Below are 22,049 nucleotides of genomic sequence, written 5' to 3'. Positions count from 1 at the left end.
AAGTTGCCGCTCCAGCAGTTTAATGTATTCGTATGCGTATGACAATAAAAGCCCTCTCCCCATTTTTGGAGTAGATGGCTTATTTTTTATATTCTAATTATTCAAATAGACTGAATCTAGGAATTGTTTACATGCAGACTGCATCTGGTTCAGCCCCACTTCCTTGATCGGGAAATGGCCTGCTTCTGGAATCATTAACAGCTGCTTTTTGGCATAGATTTTATCAAAAAATAGTTTGCTCAATGAGACATCAGTCCATTGGTCGTTCTCAGGGTGTACAAGAAGAATAGGGCATTTATCGAACTCCTCTGGTTCGATTGTTATGACTGGATTAAGCATACCACAAATGAAATTGAGACTGACCCTAGTACCAGAAGAACGTTTATCAGCAATTAGTATTTTGGCTAATTCTGGGTTATTGACGATGGCTTTCATATTTCCGACAAATTTCATAGGTATCTTGAAATTTGGAAAAAGGGATGCTGTAAAAGGCAAAATGTTTCTACTCATTTTACCAACAATAGGAGACAGAGCAGTAGATTCTGTAACGAGCGGTATCCGCTGATCTAAAATGCAGGTTAAAAGAACACTTAAAATATTTTCACTTGCACATGCCACTTGATATGCGAGTAATCCGCCAGCACTCAAACCAAATAATGAAACTTTCCGATCAATACCTTGAAAATATTTAACTAACCAGCAACCGCATTCAATCCAAGTTTGATAAGAGACAGATTGGTTTTTAGGTAACTGTGTGTTTCCGTAGAGGGGCAAGTCTGGACAAATGACTTCGTAACCAGATTGTTGTAATAACAATGCGATAGAAGAAACCAATCGACCGTTTCCTCCCACACCATGAAGTATGATGACTGTTCCTTTAGGATTAGACTGTTCGTAATGATCGATGTGAATCTTGATATTGTTCCAATCGAGAAAATACTCGTTGGGTAAGCAGTCATCACTTAATTGGAAGGAAGCTGGAAGATACGATTGGATTCGTTCCCAATTCGTTTGGTTTTTATAGAACATTGTTCTCTACCCTTTCATTAATTATATTTTTTTAAGGCCTGTGCAGAAAATAAAGAAAACATCTAAAAAAGATTTTTTTACTTGAGAATAAGAGTCAAACTGACTAAGCGACTGACGTAAACATTCGATCAGCATTTCTAAAATGATTATGGAATACTTTTGGTTGTTCAACTGTATATGACAATCCAAATGACTCAGTAATGATAGATAGATACTGTCTCGTAAGTGGTATTCATGTGGATCAAGATCAAACAGGATGATCGTTCGCTTATCAATCAGCAAGCTTAAGTGACTTTCATCAAAATACTGTTCTAAGGATTCTACCCTTTCTATGATGGACTGTGGTGAAACGGGTGGATTTTCAGAATGCTGATAAATAGTCTCCAAGACTTGTTCTGCAAAATCATCTAGCAATTCAGACAGAATATCTCTTTTTTTCGGATAATAACTATAGATGTTACTAAGAGAGATGTTTGCTTTTCGGGCAATTGTACGTAATGATGACTGCGCGTACCCGCGGACAAAAAATTCATTTTCAGCTTGCAATAAAATACTATCGGCGATTTCCTCTTTTTTTACTTGCATCATGCCACCTCCTTAATGAAAAGTATACTTTAGTTGATTAACCAAACAAGGGGTGTTCGTTATTAACGATCATTAATGTCATTCTGTTCGTTTTTGAAAAAAATGACACATAAAAAACTAGACTGTTTCTGGTAATTAATTGTTGTATTGAAGGTGATTTTCTTGTTTTAACAGGTTAGATAAATGATATGCGTACGAAAATAAAATCCTTTTTCTGAACACCAGAAAAAGGATTTCTTTAACGAAAAATGTCGGATTCTATCGGTTCCCCCACATGGACATAGCTTGCGAATAGAAAAAGATGATCTTCATAATAAAAAAAACTGACTACTGAAACACAGTAACCAGCACGCTGAGAGTTTCTTACATTCCATAAAAAAGTTGTCCTACTTTTTTATTCTCTTAAAAATCCATAGTATTAAAATGACTACACTCCCTGAAATTAAACCAGTAAACAAGGAATTTATTGCTAAAGACTTTGTGAAAGTAAAATCAAAATATGAAAGGGTGCTTACAACTAGAAATACCGTGATTGTAATCAAAATTTTTTCGCCCGAATTTATTGATTTCAATTTTACTTCTCCTATTCTTATTGGTGGCCCACAAACATACAATGGCCTGAGTTTCAATCAATAGAAGACATGTCCAAAAGATAAACGTTTATTTATACTTTAAATTTAACACAAGGAGTTCCCTATATGCTCGTGTTACATAAAAAAATGCACCATATATTTTGCATAATTACAAAAATTGGGGATATTTATGAGTAGGAGCATCAGCTGAATTTTGCCATTTTTTGTTTTTAAGAATGAGTGCTTTTTGATGATTGAAATTGGATATTTAGAGAATACCGAAGAGCAACAAGAATACTTTAAACGTATGAAAATTGTTACTTCTAAACAGTCTGGCAGTCAAAAGCGAGGCTTTTTTTGTTCATTAATTGATGTATTTAAAGTGGAAAGTTTGAAAAATAAGAATTGATTCCACAAAATTAATTTTTCATAATATATTTAATGTGTAATAATGGTTTGTATAACATTAAAATGGAGAAGTGGGATGAAGCAAAAAAAACTATTTAATAAACGTCTTTTATTCGTATCGATTATTATTTATCTGGTCTTTGTTTGTGTGATCGTGCAGAGTGTTTATGTCTTTCGAAATTTATATCGGGATGCCGAGGATACCTATATCGAAGGTGTCAAAGAGGACATCAATGAATCGCTGCAAACGGATCATTGGAAAGCGGACTTAGATAAGCTAGTAGAAGATGTGGCGGTCGAGATCATCATTCGGGATGAATCAGGCGCACGGTTGTATTCAACGATTGATTTGGCTGACGATGCGAAAATCAAAGGTGTGGTTAATGATAACGCAAAATTTCTGGAGTCCTTTGAACACACTGAAATCGGTAAACAGAAGGTATCCGTTTGGTATGTCATTTATCAAGTTCCCTTCATTCAGGTGCTTCAGAATTTCATTTTTAAGTTCAATGTTCTGATCCTGTTGATCTATATTGCATTAGTCTTGATCATTATTTGGCTGCAACGCAAGCTTTTGACGCCGCTGTATCAGATATCGAACTCCTTGGATCGGGCAGAACGGAATGAACTGGACGAACAATCATTGGCAGACGTTGACGATCAGCTGAACGAACGCTTGAACAATTTCTTTTTGAAGCAAAAGCATACCCTGCATAATGTCTATGGGAAAAATACGAATCTTGAAATCGCGCTGGCCTTGGAACGTGAACATTTGGAGAATACCATCAATCTTTCGAAAGCGATGGTTCATGATCTAAAAGGGCCGCTCCACAATCAGCTTTTAGACAGCGAAATGACGTTGATGCATACAAAAAATGGCGAACAACAGGCCTTTTTGGAAAAAGAGATCGAGGTCTATAATCAATTATTACTGGAAATCAATGATATTCTTCATCAATTAAGAGAGAATATGTATCAATTTGACGCAGGCCTTGAGCTGTTTGACCTAGTGGATATGGTTCGAACAGCCCAGCTATACCAAATGAACGAGCTGAAGCATAAAAAGCTGAGCTTCTTTTTTGATGGCCCAGAGCAGGCGCTAATTTATCAAAATAAAGTTGCTGTGCGTTTACTGCTTCATAATATCAGCTCCAATATGGTTCACTATACGTTGGAAAACTCCGAGCTAGAAATATCACTAGAGCTAGTGGAGGACGAGGCACATCTGACGTTCAAAAATGTTACGCAAAATCATCATATTCAAACGATTTTAGAAAGCGGACAATCGCCTTTCTTAGGTCCAAGGGCATCGCAAGATTACTCCTACAGCAGCGGCAACGGTATATACTTGATCAAGGATTTGGCAAAATTCCTGCACGGTTCTTGCGAGTACCAGATCGACGGGGACTACGTCGTTACCCATCTTGTGATACCGAATGAGGAGAAATGCGATGAAGATTAGTCGAAGAATACTCATTTTACTCCTGCTTTTACTATTTCCAACGCAGGCCTTTGCCGAGGAGAAAGCCGAGGATGAACTTTGTTCAGGCACCTATTTTCCGACGGTGACGATTACGAATCAAAAGAAACAAACAAAGCTTCCTTTGAAGGTGACGATCACTTCGAAAAAAGGGAAGATCAATGAAAAGAAGCAGGTAGGAATTGACGGCAGAGATTTTGAATATGATAAGAAGGAGAACCTGCTGGGGCTGAAAAAAGAGGCCTTGGCTGAAATGGCGGAAGTTCGTTTCTGGTCTTTGGAAGATGGCAAGGCTCTAGCGATCGATACCTTCGAGGTCAAAACATTAGATAATGTAGAAAGCCAAATCACTTTTTATAATTTTGAGAAGAATGTGACTAAAACAGTTCATGCCTTTAAAAGCGGGGATGAAATCCATGCTAATAAGAAATATTCTCACGTCAGCATACAAAAATACGATAATATTTCCGGTGATACAAAGGAACGGCCTTGGAATATTGAGTACCGGACGTTGTTCACATATATAATTTTTATGCTGACGATCTGTCCAGTTATTCTGGTGCTCATACTTATTATCTTTGTGTATGTACAAACCAAAGAGCTGAATAAAATTATTTATAAAAAAGGAATAAAGAAACGTTTCTTATGGCTGCTGCTACCAGCACTGTTTTCCTTTGGCGGTGAAAGTCAGGCAAAGGAGTTCACGCTGCAGGACATTCACTTAACCCAAGAACAAGCGACTGAATTAGAAGAAGCGGGTCAGTTAGAAGACTATCTCATAGAGAAATCCGGCATTCAAGATCAGGTGAAGGAAATCAAGACTGCCGCTATTCAAGTGGATACGAAAGACTTAACAGCGAAGCTGAACCAACCAAGGGAGCAGGTGGTGGAGGTCTACCATTCACGGACCCTGATCATCGGTGATTATGAGAACCATATTGTCTTGGCGATCGTTATCTACTCTGCCTTGATCGTTTTACCGCTATTTTATTTTTTGAACAAACGCTTTAAAACAACCTAAGATTACTTAAAAAAAACTATTAAACATCCTATTTTTGTTGCTGGATGTTTAATAGTTTTTTTGGTTATAAGAAAAATAATTTAACAACAATAAATAAAACACATAAAACTCACAAAAAACATCGAAAAATATTTGAGTTAATACTAAATGATTGATAAAATTATTTTGTGTCATTATTATTTTGTTAATATATTTATATTAGTGTAAAAATAAATGAAGTGACGGAGTGAATTAATGAAAGAACAGGTAATTTTGTTGCAAATATTACGATTGATAAACAGGGGAGGATATTAATGAAGAAGAAGCCAATAGCCTATGTCGGAACGTCCATTTTGTTATTTAGCACATTACTACCAACAGGGGTGGTATTTGCGGAGTCGATCGCTATCGAGGCGCCGACAGCACAATCTGGAAAAACATTGGAGTCCGTTCAAAGCAAAGTAGCGATTCCAGAACAATCATCTGAAGCAGTACAAGAATCAAGTGCGGCTGCGACAAGTGAATCAAGCGAACCACAAGTTGTACAAGAAGCACCTCAAGAGGAAAAAGAAGCCGCCCAAGAAGAAGCAGCTGCACCAACAATGACACTGAAACAAAAGAATGCTGATTCAATTAAAGAAGGCGAAAAAGTTGAATTCCAACTTTTTGGTAATTTACCACAGGTGACACTCGCTTTACCTGAAGGGCTTGATTTTGATGCCAACGACCATCTTGATGGCGATGACAAACCAAGTGAAGACTACGCTTGGAATGAAGAAAAACGCGAATTAACGATCAAAAACATTGCGGAAGAAGAAGCCGCAGCGAAGGTTCTGATCTTAACCGCTGAAAAAGCCGGCCATTATGAATTAGCCGCCTTCGATGAAGAAACCAACTACGAAAGCGAAAAAATTACTTTCGACGTAGCGGAAAAAGAAGAAGTCAAAGAAGAAAAAACAGAAGACTCAACGAAAGAATCAAAAGAAGAAACAACCGAATCAAGTAAAGAACAAAAGAAAGATGCCGAAAAAGCAGCGAAGAAAGCACCACGAGCGAATGAAGTAATTGTTGGGTTGAATGCAGCAACCACCCATAGAACTTATACAGATCCAGTATCAGGCTTAGCACCAGCGGAGTATGCGGTGGCTGTTCCGTTATCAATTAGTACAGCTGGGCTTACTGGTGTTACGGTGGAGATTCCTTATGGCTATACTCCAGACACTTCGAATCCAAATTTTAAGAATTTTGAAATGACTGATCCTATTTTTTCACTAGTGACTCCTGCGACACCAACGGCTGATTCGATCGTAGACTACTATGAAGATGATATAGCTAATCAAAAATTGATTATTCATTTGAAAGAAACAAAGACGACCGTTGAAACGGTGAATCTACGTTTTAAATTCAACCCTGATTACGATGCGAAGATTCCAGCGAATCAAGTTATTTGGGAAGATTTGCAGGCGACTGCCTATGACTCAACAGACGGACAGATGTCACAGTCTAGTAAAGTACAATTAAAGAGTGACACAAAAGATGGATTATATCCGGGAATTCAGAAATTTACTCCAACTGGTGATAGCTATTCAAATGGAGAGATAACGAATAGGTTAACTCTTTATAACAACAATAATAAGTTGTGGCTTTTAGATGAAGCATATGATAATAAATTCTTTATTGAAGTACCAACTGGTTCTACTCTTTCAACTAATGTTACAAGTTACTTTGGTACAGATGGAAAAACAAATAGTGATGACTCAACTATTCCAATAGGGTATACGAGATACTATCGTACAATCACTGATGATAGCTCACATTTTAATTATTGGCAATTGTCTGGAAGTGTAAATTCTAATCGTCATCAGGTTGATACCAAAATTACTCCGCCAAGCTCAATTTTGGAGAATGAGAATTTCTCAATTACTCTTGGAATGATGACAAAAAAATTCAATGAAAAAGCCAAAATTGTAACTGAGTCTGCTACTTATACAAAAAAAGCACAAGCAGAGTGGGAAATAACACTTGGCATGACTGGTCACGACACTGGGACTGCTGGATCTCGAAAAGCAGCGGTTGTTCAAGATGAATCGTCTTCGATTAGTTTGCCAAACTATGTTGTTGGATATAGTAATTATGGTAATCTGAAAACCTATAAAAATACCGGGAAACGTGATATTACAGGAACAAGTTTTACTTTGTATCATAAAGGAACAGGTTCTGAAAAAGTGAATTTTAATTCGATTACTGTATACGGAACAGTTTTAGACAGTGCTACAGATGTTGCCTATTATAAAGCAGATATTGAAATTATGAATATTTCTGGTGGAAGCCGAATAGTTTCGACAACTCCTAAGAAAGGAGCTCATAAGCTTGAATTACCTGTGCTTAATCCTGGCGAATACATCAATAAAGTTACTGCAATTCCTATGGGGACAGATGGCACAACACATGGAGCTTGGCCGACTGGAAACGGCATTGGATTCGCGTATGATGCCAAAAATTGGGATAGCAACAAATGGCCTGATGAAACAAAAATCCCAACTGATAAGGTAACAAAGATTGAAATGGGGGCCTTTCTGACCTACGACAATGAAGAAAACGGTCAAGCACCGATGCCAGTGACTATTGAAATGGATACAGGAGAAGTAATCTATACACCGAATCATGTAACCGATGCCTCTGCAGTTTTTGTCAGCAGTAATGCGAATAGCCGACAGCCTGGTGACACAGTCAATTATGAAATTCAAGGATACAATACGTTGCATGCTATTTCAAACTGGAAAAATCCTGAAATATCGATAGCTGTTCCAAAAGTTTTGGAAATGCAAAATCCTGGAGCCAGCAAAGATTTTTATGATGAAGTAACTGGAACTAATTATCCTAATGCCGTAAAGATTGAATTATTGGGATCAGATACTACCAATAATTACTATCGGTTCAAAGTGACGGGCAATGGTCAAAAAGTAGATAGTGGTGTGTCATTTAAGATACCTGTTTCTTTCAAGGTCGCTTCTGGAACGCCAGTAGGAAACTATGCAATTCCAGCAGTCGCCTCTTCAAGTAAAGATTTTCTACAAATGGATAGAGCAACTAACAACTTATCAGATGCAATCGCAACGAAGTTGAATTTGGACAATACAGTAGTTGGTTCATATACAGGAACAGGGAGTTCATCCAATACTCAACTTTCAATCGTCTACGCTTCAAAATTGAACGGCGATACCTCAGCTCGTAAGAACAACAGCGACGGTTGGACAGAAACAACCCACTTTGCGGTTGACAAAAAAGGCACGCCGCAAATGAAGGCTACGATCAACAATACTGGTAATACGAGCTTTACCAATGTTCGTCTGTATGACATCTTACCTTCTTCATCTGATGGACGTGGATCGAGTGGGAATATTGATTTTACTGGTTTAGATAGCTCAAGTGGTACCGTGTATTACACGACAGCTGCGGTAGGTTCATTGCCAGATTATAGTAGTGATCTACAAACTTGGAATGCTGCTAAATTAGCAAGTCACGGATTTAGTACGACACCTCCGGCAGATATGAAAGATGTTACAGCGATTTACATCGACTTTGGTGCACATGTAGTAAATCCAAATGACACATTAGACACAGTAATGAATTTCTTAGTACCGGATTCGGACAATCAAAAAGCGGTTAATCAATTCCAATATTCTGCTAAAGAGGTCGGACAGAATACAGTATTGAATGCGAAAAGTTCTGAGATTACCTTTAGTACCGAAGTAGCGAAAGTTGCTTATGACGAAAACTTGCCAAGCTTCATGGCTTCTGGTGAAACCGCTGCTGGCAATATGCCGGATGATCAGGCGGTCTTACTGGATGTTTCAGGCAATGGCTCGATTACATTGTCTAACAAGAAACCAACGATGACAGGCTACACCTTTGTGAAATGGCAAGACAAAGCTAATGCCAGCAAAGACTACCAGCCTGGCGATAAGATCGACTTTACTTCAGCTTCGACTGAATTGAATTTGAAAGCGATCTGGAAAGCTGTTTCGGTCAACGTGACCTACAAGAAAAATGATGGCACAACGGCAAATGTCGATGTGAAGACGTACGACTTCGGCGATACGGTGAGCCTATCAGCGGTAGCGAATCCAACACGGACTGGCTACCAGTTCAAAGACTGGGGGACGACGGATAACGCGGCGACGGCTGACTTTACTGATGGCACACGGATTGATTTTGTAGCGAACAAGACGGTTTATGCGATTTGGGAAGCCAACACGTACACTGTTCAATTCGATAAAAACGGCGGAACAGGTACGATGACCGATCAAGCCTTTACCTACGATACAGCGGCGAAATTGAAGAAGAACACCTATACGCGTGCCGGCTATGCCTTCAAAGGCTGGGCAAAAACCAGCAATGCGGTAGCTGCGGACTATGTGGATGAAGCCTCTGTCGTGAATCTAAGCTCAACAGACAAAGCAACAGTAAAAGTTTTCGCTGTCTGGGAAGCACAGGATCAAACGATCCAGTTTGACGTGAACGGTGGCGATGCTTCAAGTAAGCCGAATGACATCGTTGAAAAAACCGATACGAATGTCAATATTTCTAGCGTGAAGGCACCAACACGCACGGGTTATACCTTTGATGGCTGGTATAACGGTGCAACAGCGGTAACGGGTACGATCAAAATGCCGGCTGGCGGAATGATCTTGAAAGCTGCTTGGAAAGCAAATAAATACAAAGTAACCTTTGATGCCAATAAGGGCGGGGGCACGATGGCAGCGCAAGATTTCACCTATGATACTGCGCAAAACCTGACTGCGAATACCTTTACACGCTCTGGCTATAGCTTTGTCGGCTGGGCAACGAGTGCTAGCGGTACTTCTGCTTACGTGGATCAACAGTCTGTCAATAATTTGACTGCGACTAACAATGAGACGATCAAGCTGTATGCTGTGTGGTCGCCAACGGCTCAAGTATTGCAATTTGATGTGAACGGCGGGGATGCTTCTAGCAAGCCAGCCAACATTGCGTCAACAACCGATGCAACCGTGGATATTTCTAAAGTCAAAGCTCCAACCAGAACCGGCTACAAATTTACTGGCTGGTATGACGGCGCAACAAAAGTAGGCAGCTCGATCGTGATGCCTGTCGGTGGGAAAACGTTGCGGGCAGAGTGGGAAGCTATTTCTTACAAAGTCAATTTCCATGCCAATACTGGTAACGGAACGGCAATGGCGAAACAGCAATTCACTTATGATGCGGCGCAAAACTTAACGAAGAACACGTATACAAAAGCTGGCTATGCCTTCGATGGCTGGTTATCTGCTCAAAACAGTCCTCTATGCGACTATATTGATGAACAAAGCGTCATGAATTTAAGTGATACACATGATGCCGAAGTAACTGTATATGCATCATGGCGTGCGCTGGATCAAACAGTGACCTTTGATGTCAATGGGGGAGACATTGCGACGAAACCATTAGATATCGTGCAGGTAACAGATTCAACAGTGGATATTTCTACCGTTGTTTCACCAACGCGCACCGGGTATACTTTCGCTGGCTGGTACGATGGTGCCAATAAAGCAACCAATACCTTCACGATGCCGGCAGGTGGCAAGACCTTGCGTGCGGAGTGGACGCCAATTAATTATTCGATCGTATTTGATGGGAATAGTGGAGACGGCACGATGGCGGATCAAACCTTCGAATATGATTTGAATCAGTCATTAAGCAAGAATGAGTTTACAAAAGCGGGTTATAGCTTCACCGGCTGGTCAACGAAGAAAGATGATCCAATCGTTTATACGGACGAAGATGCGATCCTGAACTTAACCGATGTTGATGGCGACAAGATCACCTTGTTCGCGAATTGGAGAGCGGACGACCAAACAGTGACCTTTGATGTCAATGGCGGAGATGAAGCAACGAAACCAGGGAACATCGTTCAACCAACGGATTCGACGGTTGATTTGACGAAGGTCGATGCACCAAAACGTACGGGCTATATCTTCAAAGGCTGGTATGAAGCATCCGACAAAATGGATGACAGCTTTGTGATGCCAGCTGGCGGGAAAAATCTGCGGGCAGAATGGACACCGATCAAGTATTCTGTCGCATTTGACAGCAACAGCGGCTCTGGCAAGATGTCAGATCAGGCCTTCGAATACGATACAGAACAAGCGTTAAGCAAAAATGAATTTACCAAAGCAGGCTACGGTTTTGCTGGCTGGTCTAGTAAGAAAGACGGAGAGGTCGAATACAAGGACGAGCAAGCACTGAAAAATCTGACAACGGTCGATGATGAAAAGATCACTGTGTACGCCATCTGGCAGGCAGAGGATCAAACAATCACGTTTGATGTCAATGGCGGCGATGACTCATCGAAACCAGCCGATATCGTGGCGAAGACTGGCGAAAAAGTCGATATCGACAAAGCGAAGACACCAACTCGCGACGGCTATGAGTTCACAGGCTGGTTCTTGAAGGACAAAGAAATCAGCGGTGTGATCGAAATGCCGGCTGGCGGAATGACGCTTGTGGCTCAGTGGAAGAAGAAAGATGTCAAAGACGATACCAAGGATGATGATAAATTACCTGGTACAGGGGATTCAGGTACAGGCTCTTCGAATTCGAAGAGTACCTATATTTCAGGCAGTCTTTATCGTGGAGGAACCACTAACAATGGAACTGGAACATCTGGTAAGAACTTGCCGAAGACCGGTTCGGAATATCAAAGTCCGTTAACTGCTTTAATGGGACTATGTATTGTGGCAGGAACAACGGTATTCGCTTGGTTCAGAAGAAACAAAAAAGACACAGAAAAATAACGGAAACATAGGGAGACCTAGCGGCTAATATGAAGCTGCTAGGTCTTTTTAATTCATTTTTATAATTTAAAATAAAGTTTTAGAGTATTGTTTTTAGCGACAAATTATTAAATTCGAAACGTTTTTAGCGTATATTAATTACAGAAAGCTATTTAGAGAGTTAGCTAATGAAAACGTATACTGAAATTAGTGGGGAGCGAATGTCATGTCAGTGAAAAAATTATCAAGTCGTCAGATTTTTGGAATGAAGAGAGAATCGGTAGAAACTAAAATAGAGGAATATTTCGAAGAAACAAACGATACTGCGACTGTTTTGGAATATTTATTTGCAATATTAATCCGCAACGCATTGTCTGTATCTGATTTTTCAGGTATGTTGACGGCGGTTGTTCATCAGATCTTTCTTCAATCAGAACCGACAGAATTGATGCGCTGGCTGGCACCATTTTTTAAATCCTACTTTTCAGGTGGCGAATGGGAAAGTGTGCTCTCGCGACTATATACGAAAAAGAAGGAATATCACGCGGTTAATGAAGGCGTTTATCAGTATAAGAAGTTTCTCTTTTCAAAGACCACGCCTATCGAAGAAATGGACAATCAAGAATATAAGATCGTCGTTGTTTTCTTGAAAGAGAATGGCAAAGAACAGACATGGACCATGCGTGATGCGGACGATAAGGTATCCGATGAGAAGTTGCAGGTGTCAATGGAGTTATTGAGTTCATTGACTGTTTTTGAGCAGGAGGGTGTGCGTTTGTTTGAAAAAGTCGTCTGCGCAACAATCTTTAACTGCACGCGTCGCATTGTCATCAAAAAGGAGAAAAAACCTAGAAAAACTGCGGCTAAGAAGGTCAGCGAGCCCGCTGAGAAAAAAAGCAAGAACACTATAGTCGAAGCTGGAGAGATGGTCCAAGCAGCATCAAATGAAAAAGAGCAAGAACTAGCTGTTGCATTACCCCCAGATAACGAACTAGATAGCATGAGTGAAGAGGAACTGCTGGCGTATATTCAAAACCAATTACCAGAAGGCTCGAAATTGACGGGGCTGCAGCTGGTTGACGAAGAGGATGAGGAGGAAGAGACGGACGCCGCAATCGAGGAGCAGACTTCCCACGAGAAAGCGATGAACACCATTCCAATGGGAGTCGTGACGGAAGATCCGCCAAAACAGAAGAAAAAGAGCTTTGGCTCGTCCTATAAGAAAAAGAAAGATAAACCTAAAGGAAAAAGTCAGAAGGCTCTGGATAATGAGCGGAAAGAAGAGCTGCTGAAGTCGAATGGCGGAGTAAAAAAGGTTCGGAAAAAGGGCCAACGCAAGAAAAAGAAGAAATAAGTTCTGTTTCTTCTATTACTACAAAAGAACAGCTGGAGTCAGCTTATTTGTTACGGCTAGCGCGTATCTCTAAATGAAAAATTGAGGGCAGATTAAGCAATAAAATAAAAGATAGAGCCTGGCGGCGAAAAACTGCCAGGCTATTCGTCTTGCTTGCAGAAATGATCCTGCAAGTCTTTTTTTACATAAGAACGAAAAGGTTGTTCTTAAATAAAGGTGTCTTTCTCATTTTATGAACTAAAAATACCTTATATTTATTAAATTAATTAATCGTTCATCATTTGTGCGTTTAAAGGAATTTATCTTATAAGAAAGCGATAATTTTAAATTAAGTGATTATTTTTAAAAATGATAGGCAAAGACTAAAATATGTTCATTTTGTTAGATAAAAATGTTTATTTCGAAGTTTTCTTAGTCTTTTTATTTTCTTGCAAAATATATCAGCGCATTATTTAAGCTATAAACACACAAAACGCACAAATTTAACGATAAAAATAATAAAAATATATAATATTGTTTTGAAAAACTGTTTAACTTTTGTTAAGATTATAATTAGTAGAAAACGTTATTTCGAGTGTAATTAATTAATTTTTAGTTAACATGATTAAACCGTTGTTATATAAACAAAACGTGGAATAGCGAAAAGAAAATTACACAGTTATTACAAGAACCATAGTGTTGATGGAGGTATATCAATTGAAAAAACGAATCATGTTAGTAGAAGACGATGAAAAGTACGCTGAGAAGCTGAAGCAGGCAATTGTTAACGAGGGGTATGAAGTTGCCTATTTTAATACGCCGATAAAATCCGTGGCAGAATTTACGAAGAGTAATTATGACTTGGTTATTTCGGATTTCTGTATGAAAGACATGGACGGCGTCAAGCTGTTGACGATTTTGAAAGAAATTAATCCTTCGATCCGCAGCATTATCTTAACTGCATATCCAGAAGAAGAAGTAGAGATGGAAGCGATCGACATCAATGTGGATCATTACCTGAGCAAGGATAAAAGTTTGACGATCATGCTCAAATATATTCAATTCCTATTAAAAAAAGAAACCGTGCCGACTGAAACAACGTCTTCTTACAAATTGAGTTCGTCGATCGAACGGATTTCGGTTGATATGAAAACCCGAATAGTTGAGAAAGAAGACGAAGTGGTTTCATTAACGAAAAAAGAATATGAACTTCTGGTTCTTTTCCTAAAAAACAAAGGAACTGCGTTAAGTCGTGAAGACATCGCGGAAAATCTTTGGAGCAATGACATCGAGAATATTGATCTACGGGTGATCGATGGTCACATCAAACGTTTGCGATCAAAATTATCGTTGTTCAGTATTTCTTCTGTGCGCGGCTATGGCTACAAATGGAGTGAATAAGGCAACACCTAACCTATGGGATTAAAGCAATGGTGCTTTTTTTCAACAATATAATTAACTGATACTAAAAGGGGTGGAAGGTTGCAAAGGTAGTATTACAAAAATATTTCTTAGAGATCAAGTAAGTAGCTCTAAATTAGTGACACTACTCTTGGAAATAAAAAAAAGGAGGCTTTATGAATGAAAATTAAAAAGGCGGCAGGGTATATCGCAAAATTATTATGGGTTTTTTTATTAATCTTTCCTAGTAATTTGATCGTGTATTCTGTCGAGACGAATCAAGATACACATTCGTCGGAGAAACATTCGATTACTTTCTTAAATGAAGAGGGAGAGAAAATCTCTGAGGTAGAGTTGTCTGATGATGAAACTCTTTCGCAAGATAAAATTCCGAATCAAGAAAGTTTGGTAAACGATCCAGACTTTTGGGGATGGTATAAAGAAGATGTAGCAGAAAAAATAAACCAAGCCATTACAGCAAGAAATTTGCAAGTGGAGAGTGGTCAAGAAACAACGCCTTTGAGAAAACAGGAAGTAAAAGATATTGGTGAAGATTTTGATTTCAATTCTAATATTTCTGAAGATGTAGTTTTGAAGCAAGTTTTTGGTGAAGAAATTGCTACGTCAACTTCATCAGAAGTGGACTCATCTACGATAGAAAGTGTTCAGGAAGGTTCAAACGAAGTAACTGAACAGAAAAAAGGTACTGAGGAATCTACTTCTAAAGAGTCTGATGATACAAAAGAAACGGAGAAACAAACTAAGAAGGAAAATGAAAAATCTAAGAAGTCAAAAAAAGGAATTGCACCTTTAGCTTCTGTCACTGGGGACAAAATTGAGTTATCTAATGGTGATACGCTTACTTTTACTGGAGCGGGTTCTTTCACAGTAACTGGTGTATCTGGAACACAAACAGCAACTGCAAATTCTTACATTGAAATCGATGCAAATGCTTCGGTAACGATTAAAGTCAACGCAGGAGTGACCTCAATAATTAAGTATATCCACGGGCCGGATAGTACAGTCACCTTTAGTGGTGATGGAACATTGTTAGTGGATAATGGATTTACTAGCGGTTCAGGGACAGAGTTAGATTTTACTAGTATGCAAACTTCTCATAGTGATCCTGATTTTGAAACGATTGCGGGAATTATTGTTCGTAAAGCAATTTTTGATAAAGCTAATGTAGATATAAAAGGGGATGCTTTAGGAGCACTATTTGAAGATTTAACAGTGAAGAATAATAGTTTGTTAAAAGTCGAATCTAAAGAAGAGCCTGTCGATGTGAATGCTGAAAATAATATCGACTTTGAAAAAGGAAAAGGATTGTACGTCCAAGGATCGGCAATTATCAATTCAGGTTCTACTGTTCATGCTGAAGGGTACCATGCGGGAATATATGCTTTAGGTTCGATTGAGGTTAATGACGCTACGTTGACGGGCGTCTCTCGTACTGGTGGCAGCGCAGGTGGTATCACTACACATAAGAAACTGATTGCCAGTAATGGTGCACAGGTAACAGGAACAAGTAGTGTATCCGGAGTCACACCAGAAGAATATGCAGCAGGAATATTTACTGGTGTTGCGCTTGAAGCAACTGGAACCACAACAAAAATCGTCGGTGAATGTACTACAAGTACTGGTAAAGGGAGTTCGGGTATCTGGGTGCGTGCCGATCTTACTAACGGCAATGGCTATCTAAAAGTCAACGCTGCAACTGTTGAAGGTCTGGGAGGATCTTACGGAATTGCTTTAGGAGAAATGGAAACGACATTCTCACATCATGCGTCTTATGGAATCATTGAGAATGGTGCCAAGGTAAAAGGAACCCATTCTGTAGGTGTTGGGAATGCGGCAGGTTTTTATCATGGTCGAAGTACAGGCTATTCTGAAACAGATAATTATCTAAAAATTACAGATAGTACGTTAGAAGCAGATGTCACTGGGGTTATCGAATATGGACAATTACGCTCTATCAATGCCATTAAACTTCATAATCTGATCGCGGACAACGCGACGATAACTGCGAGAAATGATTCTGACTTTAATGACTCAATTCATATTCTAAATAATTATACTGTCACGGATAGTACGGTGACTTCATCCGTTGGCGGGACTGCTGTAGAAGACAATCTACTTGGTGGACCTAATACGCGTGCGTCATTGTATGTTGCTGATGGTGAACTGCTTCAATCTGGCGGAACTTTTGATGGCGTAGGAAACATTCGTGTTTACCGGAAAAATCTTACGCTAGAAAAAGCTGGTACTATGAACGTGAAGTCAGATAAGATTGGTGTTCGCCTGATGACGAAGGATCTAATCATTAATGATGCTAACTCAAAAATTGAAGTTATTGGTAATGTAAATACGGATGCACAAGTCGGCGCAAATGTCGCAGGAAATGTTTCTGTTACCAAAGGAAGTTTGATTGTTGAGAAATCTAAAGATGTTGGTTTAGTAGCCACTGGGGATATTTTATCAACATCCAAAGGAACCATCTCTGGTGCCTGTACAGATGAGACGTCAACTGCCACAGATATTGGTGGTGTCGTTAGTAAAATAGGTGACATTACTGCCGATAATGGCGATATCATTGGTGTGACAGTCCATGAATATAATGATTCTGATAAAGTTTCTGGAGCGACAGATCATGCTGCTGTACATGCAAAGGCAAGTGGTAAAAAAGTTTCTTCTATTAATACTGGCACAGTTAGTGAATATTATGAGCTGAATTGTAATATTAATCGCAACAAAGAACCCATCAAAAATTTCTAGTAAAATGAGTTTAGGATAACAAACTACTAGGAGTGATTTTGATGGGTTCACACAAAAAGCTTACACGAGATAATCGAAAATGTATAGAGACGATGATTTATGATGCCAAGAGTATTCAAGAAATAGCGGACAGAATTGGTGTTAGCCGAACAACGATTGATCGTGAGTTGAAACGAGTACCCGAAGATTTGATCTATAATGCCGACAATGCGCAATTAGATGCGGAAATGAAGCGCAGTGCCTGTGGTGCGAAGTCCAAATGGACTTCTGAATTCGCTTATCAGATTGAATGTGATCTTGAAGACAGCTGGTCCCCTGAACAAATTGCGAATGATCGTCAAATAGTTTCATTCAAAACCATTTACAATTGGCTCTATGCCGGTATTCTTAATGTGTCTAAACAGTGTCTGAGACATAAAGGCAGAAGACAAGAAAAACAAGAAGAGGCACGAGGCAAAATGACTGTAGGGCATACCATTGATGAACGCCCAGCTTCTGTGTCAACTCGAGAAGAATTTGGACATTGGGAGTTGGACACAGTTGTTTCTAGCAGAGGGGAAAGCAAAGCCTGCGAAGCAACGTTTATTGAACGGAAAACACGCTTTTATTGGGCGATCTCAATGAGGGATCGTACCGCGAAGTCAATGGCACAAGCGATTAAAGCTTTTGTGCAAGACCTAGGGAGTCACAAGGCATTTTTAAGCTTTACGGTCGACCGTGGGAAAGAGTTTTCTTGCTGGAAAGAAATTGAGAAAGATTTAGACGTACCTATGTATTTTTGTGATCCATACTCCCCATGGCAACGCGGATCTAACGAAAATGGGAATGGTTTATTTAGAGAATTCTTCCCTAAGGGAACTGATTTTTCAAAGGTACCCCCTACGGAGAAACAGGAAGCATTACGCAAGATAAATATGCGTCCTAAAAAAACATTGAACTGGAAAAATTGTTGGGAAGTCTTTCAAGAAGAAATGTTGCAATTAATTTGACAATTCAGCATGAAAAACAATGTCAAACACTTTATAAAGTGTGGAAGAAGAAATATGCGAACAAAGGGGTTTCAATCAGTACGGCAGATTTTGCTAAGTATGATTGGAGTTCGCACGGTAGTGATAGCGGTAAATGGTCTAGTATCTCTCAAACGGGTCGTATCACTGTAAAAGCTGATGGTTCAGCAATTAAGGCAGTGGCGATAGCAGCAACTGAATATATCATTGCTAGTTCAAAAGCGGGAGCAATCAGCTCAAAACATTTTGAAAAGGATGCAAACAGTAAACATGATGTCCATTTCAAATTAGCTTTAGCTGATTCTGATGATATTTCTCTGCATAAAAAAGTCGCGAAAGGCAAAACAACCAATAAGACTGATTTTTCTGAGAATATTTTTGAAAAAGGAATTGCTAAAGACGATCAATTCACGTACTTCCTTGAAATGCCTACATCGTCAACAGGAGTTAGTGGGTATGATTCGATTGATATAACAGATACTTTACCAAATAAAACAGCATTGGACGATACATTAGCTAATTCGCTTACTGTCAAAGCTGGGACACAAACCTTAACGATTACTGGAAATGATTTGATGGATGGAAGTACTAAAGTAGGAGAGGTTGAATACAGCTCATCTACACGAAAACTTGAAGTTCATTTGAATCAAGCTGGAATTGATTTACTGGTTGCAGCAAATAGCACTGTTGAACTATTTGTGACTGTTAAGGCGACAGAAAATATCACTAAAGGGACTACATTAACGAATAAAGCGGATGTTTCAATCAATGGAGATGATCCAGTTGATAGTAATGATTCGAAAATTACAGTCATCGAAGAACCTAAATCGCTGAAGAAACAAGTGAAAGATAAAGATGGTACCTATAAAGACGCACTGACGATCAATGCCGGAACTGCACAAACTTTGGATTATCAAGTAACGATGAGTTTGCCAGATAGTTTAGCAGGTTACGAGCAATTAGTGTTGACTGATTCAGCGCCAACAGGTACAACGTTTACTGGAACGGCAACTGCTAAAGTTGATGGAGTTAATGTAGGAACGGTTGTCATGAAAGATGATAACTCGTTATTAAGGGTAGATTTGAGTAAGGCACAATTAGCAGGATTGGATGGGAAAGACTTGAAAATCCATGTGCAATTATCTGTACCCGCCAATTATTCAGCGAAGACAATTAAAAACACTGCATCCTATTGGGTTAATCCAACTGTTATTGGAAATAATACTTCAAGTGGAACGACTGAACCTGGTGGAACGGCAGATGGCACTGCCGAAAACATTGTGACAGTTAATACTGCATTTAACGTTACGTATGATGGAAATGGTCACACAGGAGGAACTGTTCCAACAGACACCACTCCGTATACAGTTGGAGAAACAGTAAATCTAAAGAAACCTGGAACTATGATTCGTGATGAATTCAAGTTCATAGGTTGGAATGACAAACCAGATGGAACTGGAACGAATTATGCATATAATTCAAAAACTGATTTATTTACACCAGCTTCATTTGGAATGCCTGCAAAGAATGTTACTTTGTACGCACAATGGGAAGCGTCTAAGGATATTACGATATTGAAGAAGGATGCTTCTAGTAAACAAATCATGGACGGTGTCGAGTTTACTCTGACAAAACCTGCTGATCCAAGTTTCAAACAAATTGAAATCAGTAATGGAAGCGGAAAACTAACATTCTCAGACCTAGAAACTGGGGAATATGAATTACGTGAAACCAAAACTAAAGCGGGTTATCAACTACCCTATGGTTATTGGAAAGTTAAAGTAGAAATTGTCGCTAATCAAGTCAAAGTAACATTTACTGGAGAAGCTGCAAAAAATGGTGGTAAGCCACCTGCGGTTGAATGGAGTTCGACTGATGATGCATATATTATTTATAATTCAAAAACATATACACTTCCAAAAACGGGTGGGATTTTCACAGCTTTGAAAGTCATGATCGCCGGATTAAGTGTATTAGTTATTGCATTTGGGGTATATGGAGTAAATAGAAAGAGAAGAGGGGTATAAAAATGAAGGTCGTTAAAAAAATTGTTTCATCACTATTTGCATTACTAATTGTATTAAGTGGGTTAGTTGCTGGTGGAGGCGCGTCATTTGCAGCTTCAACTGTTGATACTACAAAGGCCGTTGACTTCACAATTCATAAATATAAGGAGACAGATTTAACAGGATTGCCCGGATCTACTGGTGACAAACTTGATTTATCAGCGTTTCCAACTTTGAAACCATTAGAAAATATAAGCTTCAATATCTATAAAACAAATATCAATTTTAATGCGGCTAGTGCTGCTGAATTACCTGATGCAGCGACTGTTTTTGCTAGTCCTGGAACTTATGGAATTAATTTGAGTTCGCCAACTCAAACAAAGACAACGGATGCAAATGGCGAAGCTAAATATTCAGTTGCGGCAGCAGATCAAGGAATCTATTTGGTTACAGAGGTAGCAAATCCAGTGGTTGAGGATGCAGAAGGAATTCCATTTTTAATTTCACTTCCATCTACAAATAAAGATGGTACAGATTGGAACTATGATGTACATGCTTATCCTAAGAATAAATTAAAAGATGGTCCAAACATTAAGAAAGAAATCGAAACAGCTGATGTAACAAACAAAGGTGTGAATGTTGGAGATGATGTAAAATGGAGAATCATTTCTGATATCCCAGAAGATTTATACTATAAAGATGCAAACAATAAAGAGATTTATGCTAAGAAGTTTGAAATGGTTGATGTGCTTTCTAAAGGCTTATTGTATAAGGGGGTAAGTTTTGAGGTTGATGGAACAACATTAGCTTTGACACCTACGACAGATTACACAGCAACAACAACACCACAAGGTACAGATACAAAACTTACTTTTACACTTACAAATGCTGGGATGAAAAAAGTAGCACAAGCTGCAACAGCTAGTTATCCACTGTTTACTGTTGAAGTACTGACTACTGTAACAACAGATGCATTAACGGTTGATAAAATTGAGAATAAGGCAACGTTAAACTATACAAATAGTCTTGGTGTTGACTTTGTTGCAAACACGGATGACTCTAAAGTTCCAGGAGATCCAACAGATCCTGTTGATCCAACGAAACCAACTGTTCCTGAAGTACACACTGGTTCGACTGGTTTTGTTAAACTTGCAAGCGGAACAAGTACAGCATTATCAAGTGTTAAGTTTGCGATTGCTGATACAGAAGCTAATGCAAAAGCCGGAAAATATGTGAAGAAAACAGCAGCTGGGAAAATTGTATTTCCAGGAGATACGGGCTATGCAACAGCAACAGATTATATTGTTGAATCAAATGCTACAGGTCAAGTCGTTTTTGAAGGATTGAAATATGGGAATGATAATGAATCCTGGACAACTGCTAAAACTACGTATTATGTAGTGGAAACACAAGCTAAAGATGGTTATCAACTGTTAAAGAATCCAGTAGCTTTTGAAGTTAGTAAAAATAGTGATTTAGCATCTAAATTGCAAACAAATAAGGTTTACAATAATAAAGGGTTTACTTTACCAAAAACAGGTAGTGCTGCATCACTTGTTCTAGCAGCAGCTGGAATCTTAACTCTAGCAGCAGCTTATATCGTATTTAAAAAATCACGTAAAGAAGCATAGTATAGTAAGGAGACTAGACTTAAATAGA

General features: G+C 39.0%; 12 protein-coding genes. 10 read left to right on the top strand and 2 right to left on the bottom strand.

Translation table 11 applies throughout. The features are described from left to right. Positions 1-93 precede the first annotated feature (93 nt). Entirely contained in the window at positions 94-1,029 is a 936-nt protein-coding gene (locus tag IGI38_RS09230) for an alpha/beta hydrolase (RefSeq protein WP_438729063.1), read from the bottom strand. A 21-nt stretch (positions 1,030-1,050) separates the two neighbouring features. Continuing rightward, a complete protein-coding gene (locus IGI38_RS09225) occupies positions 1,051-1,614 on the bottom strand; it encodes a TetR/AcrR family transcriptional regulator (RefSeq protein ID WP_438729061.1) in 564 nt (187 codons plus the stop codon). Positions 1,615-2,436: 822 nt separating this feature from the next. Between IGI38_RS09225 and IGI38_RS09220 the strand changes: the two genes are divergently transcribed. The 10 genes from IGI38_RS09220 (at position 2,437) to IGI38_RS09175 (ending at position 22,021) form a co-directional block, all read left to right on the top strand. Further along, positions 2,437-2,595, top strand: coding sequence for a hypothetical protein (locus tag IGI38_RS09220; RefSeq protein WP_438729059.1), 159 nt, complete (start codon positions 2,437-2,439; stop codon positions 2,593-2,595). Between the two features lie 75 nt (positions 2,596-2,670). Then, positions 2,671-4,056 (top strand): sensor histidine kinase, encoded by a 1,386-nt coding sequence (locus IGI38_RS09215; protein WP_438729057.1) that lies wholly within the window; start codon positions 2,671-2,673, stop codon positions 4,054-4,056. Next, on the top strand, positions 4,046-5,095 hold the full coding sequence (locus IGI38_RS09210; RefSeq protein WP_438729055.1) for a hypothetical protein: 1,050 nt from the start codon (positions 4,046-4,048) through the stop codon (positions 5,093-5,095). Before IGI38_RS09215 ends, IGI38_RS09210 begins: the two co-directional genes overlap by 11 nt. Before the next feature lie 293 nt (positions 5,096-5,388). Then, a complete protein-coding gene (locus IGI38_RS09205) occupies positions 5,389-11,889 on the top strand; it encodes an InlB B-repeat-containing protein (protein WP_438729053.1) in 6,501 nt (2,166 codons plus the stop codon). 205 nt (positions 11,890-12,094) lie between these two features. Beyond that, positions 12,095-13,222, top strand: a complete 1,128-nt coding sequence (locus tag IGI38_RS09200) for a hypothetical protein (protein WP_438729051.1) — start codon at positions 12,095-12,097, stop codon at positions 13,220-13,222. A 696-nt stretch (positions 13,223-13,918) separates the two neighbouring features. Then, positions 13,919-14,602 carry a response regulator transcription factor gene (locus IGI38_RS09195; RefSeq protein WP_438729049.1) on the top strand — a complete coding sequence of 228 codons (684 nt, stop codon included), beginning with the start codon at positions 13,919-13,921 and terminating at the stop codon, positions 14,600-14,602. A gap of 180 nt (positions 14,603-14,782) precedes the next feature. Further along, positions 14,783-17,377: a hypothetical protein gene (locus IGI38_RS09190; protein ID WP_438729047.1), complete on the top strand. Its 2,595-nt coding sequence runs from the start codon at positions 14,783-14,785 to the stop codon at positions 17,375-17,377. A gap of 41 nt (positions 17,378-17,418) precedes the next feature. Then, the gene (locus IGI38_RS09185; protein ID WP_438725454.1) at positions 17,419-18,366 is read left to right on the top strand and encodes an IS30 family transposase; all 948 of its coding nucleotides are present in this window, start codon (positions 17,419-17,421) and stop codon (positions 18,364-18,366) included. Between the two features lie 38 nt (positions 18,367-18,404). After that, on the top strand, positions 18,405-20,411 hold the full coding sequence (locus IGI38_RS09180) for an isopeptide-forming domain-containing fimbrial protein (RefSeq protein WP_438729045.1): 2,007 nt from the start codon (positions 18,405-18,407) through the stop codon (positions 20,409-20,411). A 2-nt stretch (positions 20,412-20,413) separates the two neighbouring features. After that, the gene (locus IGI38_RS09175; protein ID WP_438729043.1) at positions 20,414-22,021 is read left to right on the top strand and encodes a SpaH/EbpB family LPXTG-anchored major pilin; all 1,608 of its coding nucleotides are present in this window, start codon (positions 20,414-20,416) and stop codon (positions 22,019-22,021) included. Positions 22,022-22,049 lie beyond the last annotated feature (28 nt).

The sequence above is a fragment of the Enterococcus sp. AZ128 genome (genome assembly GCF_051714485.1).
Classification (GTDB): domain Bacteria; phylum Bacillota; class Bacilli; order Lactobacillales; family Enterococcaceae; genus Enterococcus_A.
Note: the sequence above shows the minus strand (reverse complement) of the source record. Positions and strands in the feature narration are given on the sequence as shown.